Consider the following 11,318-nt stretch of genomic DNA (forward strand, 5'->3'; position numbering starts at 1 on the left):
AACCGGCCGAGCATCGCAGGGCAGTCGGCGCGCAGCGCCGACCGCGGAAGTCGCACGCCCAGCCGCCTGCCCCCGCGACCTTGCAAGCCCAAACCAACAACAAGAACCATGAACGGCCCCGCCCTCCCCACACCCGAGCGCCACCTCCTCGAGCTCGTCGCCGCTTACAACGCCAAAACCCCGGGCTCCAAACGGCTGGCGGCGCAGTACCGCGGCGTATTCGCCGACAAGAGCTCCATCGGCATGCGCTTCGCGCCCGAGACCAAGGAGATCTGCTATCCGCTGGCGGTCGATCGCGCCGCGGGTGCGTACCTGTGGGACGTGGACGGCCACCGCTACACCGACATCCTGCTCGGCCTCGGCCTCAACCTCTTCGGTCACAACCCCGCCTTCGTTCGCGAAGCGCTCACAGCACAGCTCGAACGCGGCTTCGCCATCGGCGCGCAGCATCCGCTGGTCGGCGAAGTGGCCACGCTGGTCAGCGAGCTGACGGGCGCCGAGCGCGTGTGCTTCAGCAACACCGGCACCGAAGCGGTGATGACGGCCATCCGCATCGCCCGCGCCGCCACCGGCCGGCCCTGCATCGTCACCTTCACCCACTCGTACCACGGCCACCACGATGCCGCGCTGATGCGCGCGCCGGTGGCCGAATACGCCCGCAAGCGCATCGTCGAACGCCTGGCCGGCCGGCCCTTGCTCCGGCCCGTGGCCGCATTGCTCGGCCGCATGGGCTCCAGCCGCGCGGTGCCCGCCTTCCCCGGTGTCTCGGCCGCCGCGGCGCGCGAGGTCATCGTGCTGGAGTACGGCCACCCGCGCTCGCTCGACGTCATCCGCGCCCGCGCCAAGGACATCGCCGCCGTGCTGGTCGAGCCGGTGCAAAGCCGCGCCACCGAGCTGCAGCCGCGGGCCTTCCTGCATGAACTGCGCGCGCTGACGCAGCGCACCGGCAGCGCGCTGGTGTTCGACGAGATGGTCACCGGCTTCCGCGTGCACCCGGGCGGCGCCGCGGCGCACTTCGGCCTCCGGCCCGACCTCGCCACCTACAGCAAGATTGCCGGCGGCGGCATGCCGCTGTCCGTCATCGCCGGCAGCGCGCGTTTCATGGACCGCATCGACGGCGGCCCCTGGCAATACGGCGACGACTCCGCGCCGCGCACGCCCACCACCTTCTTCGCCGGCACCTTCACCAAGCACCCGCTGTCGCTGGTGGCCGCGCACGCGCTGCTGTCAAGGGTGAAGGCCGAAGGCCCGGCGCTGCAGGCCGGCCTGAACGACCGCACGCAGGCGCTGGTCGCCCGCATCAACGGCTTCTGCAGGCAGCAGGACCTGCCGCTGGAGTTCACCCACTTCGGCTCCTTCTTCGCGCTGGCCGCCAGCCGCAGCCGCATCGGCGAACGCGCGCGGCAACTGCTCGCCTACCACCTGCTGCTGCGCGGCGTGCACCTGCGCGTCGGCGATGCGGGCGGCTTCCTCAGCATCGAGCACGGCGACGCCGAACTCGACCACATCGTCACCGCGTTCTCCAACAGCCTGGCCGCGCTGCGCGACGGCGGGTTGCTGTAGGCCCCTTTTCCTCCACCCTCCACCTGTCTAGACAAACCGATGGAAACCACCCCCTCGCCGACCCCCGCCGCCCTCGCCGACCTGCCCGAGCCGGTGTGGCGCGTCGTCCTCAGCGACGAAGGCCGCTACTCGATCTGGCCCGACTACAAGGAGATCCCCTGGGGCTGGCGCGCGGAGGGCTTCAGCGGCGCCAAGCAGGCCTGCCTCGACCACATCGAGCAGGTGTGGACCGACATGCGCCCGCTGAGCCTGCGCCAGGCCATGGATGCCGGCGCCAGCGGCGCCTGAGCGCAACGCCGCACCGAAGTACCGCCGTACCCGCTGGCCTGCCCCCGTGACGCTCCCGCTGCCTGACGACACCCCCGCCCCTTCGGCGCTGCTGGCCCTGCCTTCGCCGTGGGCACTGGCAGCCTGCGTGCCCCTGCCCGAAGGCGCCACCGTGCCGGCACGGCAGCTGATCTCGGCGCTGGCCGCCGTGCGCTGCGCACTGGGCGGGCACGCCCCATCAGCAGCGGCGCGGCTGGCGCAGGCGATCGTGGCGCTGCCGCCGGCCGGGCCGCTGGCCCACGTGCCCGAAGACACCGGCACGCCCCTGTCGCGCGACGAGGTGATCGACTACGACCGGCGCTTCGCGGTCGCGCGGCACGAAGGCGCCTCGGCCGCGCTGCTCGCGCGCAGCATGGTGGAGACCGTGCAGCGCTTCATGGTGCTGTGCACCATCGCGCCCTCACTCGATGCCCCGGCCGTCGCGCAGCAGCGCGAGGGCTTCGCGTGCCACCTGGGGCTGCTGTTGCGTTGCTTCGGACTGCCGCCTGAACTGCCGGCACCGATCGACGGGCCGCCGCTGGACCTGCTGCCCGAGGAACCGTCTCCCACCGCATGGACGCTGTGGCAGGGCTTCCACTGGACCTTCTTCCTCGACGTGCAGGGCCTGGTGCTGAGCCTGCTGCGCTTCGAGGCGGCGCTGTCCGATGCTTCAGGCCCGCGGCTCGAAGAAGCGGAACTCGAACTCGACACCGCCTCCACGTTGTTGGCCGCTTCAGGCGCCGCGATGGTGCTGGCATCCGACTTCAACCCGCGGCTCTACGAAGACGAAGTGCGCCCGGCCATGATGCCCCCGCACGTCGACTCCGACCGTTTCAGCGGCCTGATGGCGTGGGACCACGCGCGCCTGGTCCGGCAATGGCAACAGCTGCGGCCCTGCTTCGCGGCGCTGCCGGGCGCGCTGCAACCCGCGCACGAGCGCTTCGTGCAGGCCTACGGCGGCATGATGGCAGCGCACAAGGGCGTCTGCGCCCGCTTTGCCGGCGACGGCAGCAGCCTGCGCTCGCGCACCGATTCGGCGGCGGTGCAGACGCTGGATCGGATGGGGCAGTTGCGGCGGCAGCTCATCGTTGGGGGTGGGCTTTGATGGAGCGGGTGTTGTCGGGCCTGCTGCGCCGGGGGTGGCTGTGTGCGCTCGCGCGACTGCGGCGGTCGGGCCTGGGGGCGTGCGTGTGGAGCGCCGAGAAGCGCAGGCCGGTTGGCGGCGCGCGCAGCGCGCTTCAACCACTGACTTGCCGCAGCCTGTTTGAACGCAGCGAACGCAGTGAGCGAAGTGAGTTCTGCGGCACGCCAGCCGGCCGAGCATCGCAGGGCAGTCGGCGTGCAGCGCCGACCGCGGAAGTCGCACGCTCCCAGGCCCCTGCCCGAGCCCTTGCAAGCGCACAACAACCACAACAACAAGAACAACGATGACCACCGCCCTCCCACCCCATATCGAGGCCGTCTACCCCCTGGCCCCCACGCAGCGCGGCCTGCTCTTCCACAGCCTCTACGCGCCCGCCTCCAGCGTCTACTTCGTGCAGCTCGCGTTCGACCTGCACGGCCCGCTCGACACCGCCGCGTTCGATGCCGCCTGGCAGGCGCTCGCCACGCACCACGCCGTGCTGCGCACCGCCTTCGCGTGGGACAAGCTCGACGCGCCGCTGCAGGTGGTGGGCCGCTCGGTGCGCCTGGCCGTCACGCACGCCGAAGCGCACGCGATGACGCCATCCGCCTTTGACGACTGGCTGGCGGCCGACCGCCGGCAGGGCTTCGACCTGCGCCGCGCGCCGCTGGCCCGCGTGCACTGCCTTCGCCTGGCCGACGACCACCACCGCGTGGTCTTCAGCCACCACCACCTGCTGCTCGACGGTTGGTCGCTCCCGCTGCTGCTGCGCGACTGGCAGACGGCCTACCGTGCCGCGCTCGACGGCACCGCGCCGGCGCTGGCACCTGCCCCTTCGTACCGCGACCACGTCGAGTGGCTGGCGGCGCAGGACACGGCCGCCGCACGAGCCTTCTGGCGCACGCTGCTGGCCGGTTTCGACACGCCCTCGACCCCCGGCTTCGTCCGCCCCGCGCCCCAGGCGACGAGCACCACGGCGACGCCGCCGCTCACGCTGCGCCACACCCTCGGCATCGACGACACCCAGGCACTGCACACGCTGGCGCGCCGCCTGCGCGTGACGCCGGGCACCGTGCTGCAAGGCGCATGGGCCGTGCTGCTGGCCCGCAGCAGCGGCAGCGACGACGTGGTCTACGGCCTCACCCGCGCCGGCCGCCCCGCATCGCGGCCGCAGGCCGCCGGCACGGTGGGCCTCTTCATCACCACGCTGCCGGTGCGGATGCCGCTGCCGGCCGCGCAGCCGCTGGCCGAGGGGCTGGCCGCACTGCAGGCGCGCGTGCTCGCGCAGCAGCCGCACGAGCATCTGGCGCCCGCCGAAGTCCAGCGCGCCGCGGCCACGCTGACCGGCCAGCCGCTGTTCGACAGCGTCGTCGTGATCGAGAACTACCCCGGCGGCCCCGCCGCCCCCGATGCGCCGCTGCGCCTGGGCGATGTGCGGGTCAGCGAATCGACGCACTATCCGCTCAGCCTGTACGCGGTGCTGGGCGACACCATCGAGCTGCGCCTGCTGGCCGATCCGCAACGCGTGCCGGCGGCCTCCGCGGCGCGCTGCCTGGCCGCGCTGCCACGGCTGCTGCGCGGGTTCGCGACCCGACCCGGGGCGGCGCTCGGCGAGTTCCTGCTGGCCGACGACACGGCACTCGCCGCCCTGCGCGACGCCGACCGGAAGGCCTGCCAACCGATGCCTCGGCCACTGGTGCCCGAGGCCGTTGCCGCCCTGGCCCAGGCCGCGCCCGAAGCCGACGTGCTCGTCGATGCACAAGGCCCGCTGGACCGCGCAGGGCTGCAGACCCTGGCGGCGGAGATCGCCACCCGCCTCGCGGCACAAGGCGTGGCCCCCGGCCACCGCGTCGGCGTGAGCCTGGCGCGCGGCCGCGGGATGCTGGCCACGCTGCTCGCGGTGTGGCGCCTGGGCGCCGCCTACGTGCCGATGGACGCCGCCTACCCCGAGGCGCGGCTGCGCCACATGGCCGCCGACGCCGGCCTGCACACGCTGGTGCTGCATGCCACCACCGGCGATGCACTGGCATGGTGGACCGGCTCGCGCTGCGACCTCGACGCACCGGCCCCTGGCGGCACCGCGCCCGCGCCTGCGCCCATCGACGCCGCCACGCCCGCCTACCTCATCTACACCAGCGGCAGCACCGGCACGCCCAAGGGCGTGGCCATCACGCACGGCAACCTCGCCAACATGCTGGCCGCGATGAACGGCCGCATCGGTCTCGCCGCGGCCGACCGCTGGCTGGCCGTCACCACGCTGTCGTTCGACATCGCCGCGCTCGAACTCTTCGGCCCGCTGGTGGCCGGCGCCTGCACGGTGATCGCCACCGAAGCCGAAGCACGCGACGGCGAACGCCTGGCCGCGCGGCTGACGCGGGCGCGCATCACCGTGCTGCAGGCCACCCCGTCCACCTGGCGCCTGCTGGGCGCGGTGGGCTGGCAGGCACCCGCGGGCCTGAAGCTGCTGTGCGGCGGCGAGGCGCTCGACCGCCCGCTCGCCCGCAGCCTGCTGGCCGGCGGCGCGGCGCTGTGGAACGTCTACGGCCCCACCGAGACCACCGTCTGGTCGACCGCGCTGCACGTCACGCCCGCGCTGCTCGATGCCGACGAAGCCGCCGGCATCGGCGGCCCGGTGCCGGTGGGCGACGCGCTGGCCAACACCACGCTGCGGGTGCTCGATGCCGACCTGCGCCCGCTGCCGCCCGGCGTGCCCGGCGAGCTGTGCATCGGCGGCGCCGGCGTGAGCCCCGGCTACCACCGCCGTGCCGCGCTCACGGCCGACCGCTTCGTGCCCGACCCGCTGGCCGCGGGCGATGGGCCTGCTGCCGCCTTCCCCACGCTCTACCGCACCGGCGACCGTGCGGCCTGGCGCGAGGACGGGCTGATCGACTTCCTCGGCCGCCTCGACCACCAGGCCAAGCTCCGCGGCCAGCGGCTGGAGCTGGGCGAGGTGGAGGCCGCGCTCATTGCTTGCGCGGGCGTGGTGCAGGCCGTGGCGGTGATCGAAGGCGAAGGCGCCGCCGCGCGGCTGGTGGGCTACGTCGTCGCAGACCGCCGCGCGGACGATGCACCCGCGTTCACCGCTTCGCTGCGCACGCAACTCGCCGCACGCCTGCCCGCGGCGATGGTGCCGGCCGCGCTGCGCCTGCTGCCCGCGCTGCCGCTCACGCCCAACGGCAAGATCGACCGCCGCGCGCTGCGCCCGGCCCCATCGGCCGGCAACGCCGTGCCGGCGGCCGCCGCCACGCCGCTCGAGGCCGCGCTGCTGGCACTGTGGCGGGAGCTGCTGCAGCAGCCGCAACTCTCGCCGCACGACCACTTCTTCGAGTCCGGCGGCCATTCGCTGCTGCTCGTCACGCTGCAGAGCCGGCTGCGGCAGATGGGCCACGAGCTGGCACTGGTCGACCTGTTCAACCACCCCACGGTGGCCAGCCTCGCGGCGCGGCTGCAGGCCGGCACGCCCGCCGCCGCCGCGCAGGCCGCGGCGGAGACCGCCGCACGTGCCGCCGGCCGCAACCGGCTGATGCAGCGCCGCCGCACGGCCGACCCGTCACCCCAATCCGAAGCCGCCCGATGACCACCGCCCCCGACCTGCACGGCCTCGAGATCGCCATCATCGGCATGGCCGGCCGCTTCCCCGGCGCGCCCACGCTGGCCGACTACTGGCGCCTGCTGGCCGAAGGCCGCGAAGGCATCACCACCTTCGACGACGCCTGGCTGCGCCAGCAGGGTGTGGACGGCGCCACCCTGGCCGACCCGGCCTTCGTGAAGGCCGGCGCGCCGATCGCCGAGGCCGACCGGTTCGATGCCGGCTTCTTCGGCCTGAGCGCCCGGGAAGCCGAGCTGATGGACCCGCAGCAGCGCCTGTTCCTCGAATGCGCCTGGACGGCGCTCGAAGACGCCGGCCACGACGCCGCGCGCCATGCCGGCGCGATCGGCGTGTTCGGCGGCGCCGGGATGAACGGCTATCTGCTGAACTTGTATGGACATGCGGCGACCCGCGCTTCAGCCAGCCCGTACGAGATCTTCCTCGGCAACGACAAGGATTTCCTCGCCACCCGCGTGGCCTACAAGCTCGGCCTGCGCGGCCCGGCGGTGGCCGTGCAGACGGCCTGCTCGTCGTCGCTGGTGGCGGTGCACCTGGCCTGCCAGAGCCTGCTGGCCGGCGAATGCGACATGGCGCTGGCCGGCGGCGTGGCGCTGTCGCGCCAGCTCGGCTACCGCGCCCAGGCAGGCGGCATCCACGCGCACGACGGCCATTGCCGCGCCTTCGCGTCCGATGCCGCCGGCACCGTGCCGGGCAACGGCGTGGGCATCGTCGTGCTGCGCCGGCTGGAAGACGCGCTGGCCGCGGGCGACCACGTGCTGGCCGTCATCAAGGGCTCGGCCATCAACAACGACGGTGCACACAAGCAGAGCTTCACCGCGCCCAGCGGCGAGCGCCAGGCCGCGGTGATCGAGGCCGCGCTGGCCGCAGCGGGCGTCGACGCCGCGAGCATCGGCTGCATCGAGGCGCACGGCACCGGCACCCGGCTGGGCGACCCGGTGGAGGTCGCCGCGTTGAAGCAGGTCTTCGGGCAGGCGTCCACGCCCTGCGCGCTGGGCTCGGTGAAGAGCAACATCGGCCACCTCGACGCCGCCGCCGGCGTCGCCGGGCTCATCAAGCTGGTGCTCGCACTGCAGCACCGGCAGATTCCGGCGACGCTGCATGCGGCCACGCCCAACCCGGCGCTGGGCCTGGACGGCAGCCGCTTCCACCTGCCGGCGCGGCTCGCCGACTGGCCCGCCGCGCCCGGCCAGCCGCGTCGCGCGGGGCTCAGTTCGTTCGGCATCGGCGGGACCAACGCGCATGTGATCGTCGAAGAGGCGATGGCCGGCTCCGCGTCGGCCAGCACCTGCGCCGCATCGGCATCCGCGTGGCAGCCGGCCACCGGCGCGACCGACGGCGCACCGCAGCTGCTGGTGCTCTCGGCCCGCAGCCCGGCCGCGCTGGCGCAGGCCTCGCAGGCGCTGGCCACGCACCTCTGCGAAGGTCCGGCGCAGCCGCTGGCGGACATCGCCCACACGCTGCAGCAAGGCCGCCGCGCCTTCGATCACCGGCGTGCGGTGGTGGCGCGCAGCGCGGCCGAGGCCGCGGCGCAACTGGCGCTGCCCGCGCCGGCCGCCGCGGTCGCCGCCCTGCCATCGCTGCTGTGGCTCTTCAGCGGCCAGGGCACGCAGTCGGCCGGCATGGGCCGCGGCTTGTATGCACAAGTCCCGGCCTACCGCGCCGCCATCGACGAATGCGCCGCGCTGCTCGACCGGCAGCTGCCCGTGCCGCTGGCCGAGCTGCTGTGCGGCCCGGCGCGTGCCGACGCGCCGCTGGACGACACCGCGCTCGCGCAGCCCGTGCTGTTCGCGCACGGATGGGCATTGGCCCGCTGGTGGCAGCAGCTCGGCCTGCCGCCGCGTGCGATGGCCGGCCACAGCCTGGGCGAACTGGTCGCCGCCTGCGTGGCCGGCGTGTTCGACCTGCCGGCGGCGCTATCGTTGGTGGCCGCCCGCGGCCGCCGCATGCAGGCCATGCCGCGCGGCGCGATGCTGGCGGTGGCCGCTTCGCCCGAAGCGCTGGCGCCGTGGCTGGCGGCCGAGCCCGAGCTGGCGCTGGCTGCCGTCAATGCGCCCGAGTCCTGCGTGGCCGCTGGCCCGCAGCCGGCCGTCGAACGCCTCGCGGTGGCACTGCAGGCACAAGGCGTCGCCAGCCAGCCGTTGCGCACCTCGCACGCCTTCCACTCGGCGATGATGGAGGCCGCCGCGCGTGCGTTCGGCGACGACGTGGCCACGCTCTTCGCGCAGCACCCGCCGCGGGCGCCGCGCATCCCCTTCGTCTCCAACCTCAGCGGTACCTGGATCACCGACGCCGAAGCGGCCGATCCCGCGTACTGGGCGCGGCAGCTGCGCGGCACGGTGCGCTTCGCCGATGCGGTGGTGACGCTGCAGGCGCTGCCGTCGCCGGTGCACGTCGAGCTGGGTGCCGGCCGCGTGCTGACGGGGCTGGTGCGCCAGCAGGTGCCGGGTGCCGTGGTCGTGGCCTCCCAACCCGAGCCCACGCAGGCGGCCGGCCACGCCGACGCCTTGCTGCAGGCGCTGGGCCAGGCGTGGTGCGCCGGCCTCTCGCCTGACTGGCGCCGGCTGGCCGACGGCCCCCGCCGGCGCGTGCCGCTGCCCACCGCGCCGTTCGAGCGCCAGCGCTACTGGGTCGATGCGGACCGGCTGCCCACGGCCGCGCACGGCGGCGCGTCGGCCCCCGCCGTGGCCGGCAGCACCGTGTCCGAACCGGCCGCGACGGCCGCCGCCGTCGAACGCCCGCTGTCCGACTGGTTCACCGTGCCCGGCTGGCATCGCAAGCCGCTCGCGCCCGCCGCCGGCCCGGGCCGCCCGCAGACCTGGCTGCTGATCGACGGTGCCACCGAGGCGGGCAGCCCGGTGCGCGCACTGGCCGAAGCGCTCGCGCAGCGCCTCGAAGCGCTGGGCGACCACGCCTTCACCGTCGGCGACGCACCGCGGTTCGAGCAGGCCGGCTTCCGCGCGTTTGCGCTCGACGGCCTGCAGCCGGCGCAGTGGCAGTCGCTGCGCACCGCGCTGGCCGAACGTGCGCTGCCACCCACCGGCATCGTCGACCTGCGCGCGCTCGGGCTGCCGGCCGATGCGCCTGCGCAAGACGCCGTGCAGCGCCTGCTGGTGCTGGCCCAGTCGTTCGCCGACACGACCGAGCCGCTGCAACTGGCCGTGCTCACCCGCCATGCCTGCGAGGTGCAGGCCGACGACCGCCCCGAGCCCGTGCAGGCCGCCTTGCACGGCCTGGCGCTGGTGCCGGGGCAGGAGCATCCGTCGCTCGGCGTGCGCGTCGTCGACCTGGCCGGCGCGCTGCAGCCCAAGGCCGCCGCCGCCACCGCGCACCTGCTGGCCGACGAACTGCGCCAGGCCGAAGCGCTGCCGCTCGTCGCCTGGCGCGGCCGCCACCGCTGGGCCTTCGAGCCTGCGCCGCTGCCGCTGCCCACCGACGATGCCAAGCCCCGCACGACCATCGGCCTGCGCCGCGGCGGCAGCTACCTCGTCGTGGGCGACCTGGAACGCGGCCTCGGGGCCCTGTGGGCCGGGCGCCTGGCCGCTTCGGGTGCGCGCCGGCTCGTGCTGCTGTCGGCCGCGCTGCCGCAGGCCGACGTGCCGCCCGCGCTGGCCGAAGCCTGCCGCGGCCACGGCACCGAGATCGTCACGCTGCAGGCGGCAGCCGACGATGCCGCTGCGCTGGCCGAGGCACTCGATGGCGCGTCGGTCGATGCCCTCGACGGCGTGTTCGTCAGCCTGCCCACCACGCACACCGGCATCGCCGCGCCGCTGGCGCTGCTGGGGCCGACGCAGTGGGCGCACAACCAGCGCAGCCGGCTCGACCTGCTGGCCGCGCTGGCCCCCTGGGTCGCGCGCCAGTCGCCGGCCTTCTGCTGCGTGCAGTCGTCGATGTCGTCGCTGCTCGGCGGCCTGGGGCTGGCCAGCTACGCCGCCGCCAGCCAGGCGATCGATGCCTTCGTCGCGCAACAGGCAGGGGCCCAGCCGGCCGCCACGGGGGCCCGTGCCCGAGGCACACGCTGGACGGCGATCCAGTGGGACCCGGTGGCGCTGGACGCACACGCTGGAACCACCCCCCAGGGCCTCGGCGCCGGCCTGCAGGCGCACACGCTCAGCGCCGACGATGCCTGGACGGCCACCACCCGCGTGCTCGCCGCCGGCCTCACCGGCGCCGTCGCCGTCTCGCGCCAGCCGCTGGCGGCGCGCCGCGCGCAGTGGCTGCGCGCGCAGCCACTGCGCGCGGCCGATGCCGCCGCGGCCGGCCTGATGCCCGCCCGCGCCGCGCACCCGCGTCCCGCGCTGGCCACGCCCTACGCAGCCCCGCGCAACGAGACCGAACAGGCCATCGCCGACATCTGGCAATCGCTGCTGCGGCTGGAACAGGTCGGCGTGCACGACTCGTTCTTCGATCTCGGCGGCCATTCGTTGCTGGCCATCCAGGCGATCGGCCGGCTGCGCGAGGCCTTCGCGGTGCCGCTGGAGCTGCGCGACCTGCTGGACGGCACGCCCACGGTCGCCGGCATCGCCGCGCACGTCGACCGCCAGCGCGCGCCGGTCGACGCCGACACCGCCGACCGCATGGCCGCGCTGCTGGCCGAGGTGCAGGCCCTGAGCGCCGACGACGTCCAGGCCCAGTTGGCGCAGCACGCCGATCCGGCACGCCCCGCCCGCTGACCCGACCGCGCCCACACCACCACAACGCCGCCGAAGCGACCTTTCC

General features: G+C 74.7%; 5 protein-coding genes. All 5 read left to right on the plus strand.

Going from position 1 to position 11,318, the window contains the following annotated elements; all coding sequences use genetic code 11:
* The first annotated feature begins 108 nt into the window (after positions 1–108).
* The 5 genes from V4F39_RS04355 (at position 109) to V4F39_RS04375 (ending at position 11,272) form a co-directional block, all read left to right on the plus strand.
* Positions 109–1,563 (plus strand): aminotransferase class III-fold pyridoxal phosphate-dependent enzyme, encoded by a 1,455-nt coding sequence (locus V4F39_RS04355; protein WP_332288077.1) that lies wholly within the window; start codon positions 109–111, stop codon positions 1,561–1,563.
* A gap of 39 nt (positions 1,564–1,602) precedes the next feature.
* A complete protein-coding gene (locus tag V4F39_RS04360; RefSeq protein ID WP_332288079.1) occupies positions 1,603–1,851 on the plus strand; it encodes an MbtH family protein in 249 nt (82 codons plus the stop codon).
* A 46-nt stretch (positions 1,852–1,897) separates the two neighbouring features.
* A complete protein-coding gene (locus V4F39_RS04365; RefSeq protein ID WP_332288080.1) occupies positions 1,898–2,974 on the plus strand; it encodes a hypothetical protein in 1,077 nt (358 codons plus the stop codon).
* A gap of 322 nt (positions 2,975–3,296) precedes the next feature.
* Complete coding sequence (locus tag V4F39_RS04370) at positions 3,297–6,569, plus strand: amino acid adenylation domain-containing protein (protein WP_332288082.1); 3,273 nt, start codon at positions 3,297–3,299, stop codon at positions 6,567–6,569.
* Entirely contained in the window at positions 6,566–11,272 is a 4,707-nt protein-coding gene (locus V4F39_RS04375) for a type I polyketide synthase (protein WP_332288084.1), read from the plus strand. The genes V4F39_RS04370 and V4F39_RS04375 overlap by 4 nt, the downstream gene beginning before the upstream one ends.
* Positions 11,273–11,318: the final 46 nt, after the last annotated feature.

Origin of the sequence: Aquincola agrisoli, from assembly GCF_036621135.1 — a bacterium.
Taxonomy (GTDB): Bacteria; Pseudomonadota; Gammaproteobacteria; order Burkholderiales; family Burkholderiaceae_C; genus Aquincola; species Aquincola agrisoli.

What these genes read in the sequence shown, in the direction of transcription:
- V4F39_RS04355 (WP_332288077.1), top strand. Translation starts at nt 109, where the DNA reads ATGAACGGCCCCGCCCTCCCCACACCCGAGCGCCACCTCCTCGAGCTC.
- V4F39_RS04370 (WP_332288082.1), top strand. Translation starts at nt 3,297, where the DNA reads ATGACCACCGCCCTCCCACCCCATATCGAGGCCGTCTACCCCCTGGCC.
- V4F39_RS04360 (WP_332288079.1), top strand. Translation starts at nt 1,603, where the DNA reads ATGGAAACCACCCCCTCGCCGACCCCCGCCGCCCTCGCCGACCTGCCC.
- V4F39_RS04375 (WP_332288084.1), top strand. Translation starts at nt 6,566, where the DNA reads ATGACCACCGCCCCCGACCTGCACGGCCTCGAGATCGCCATCATCGGC.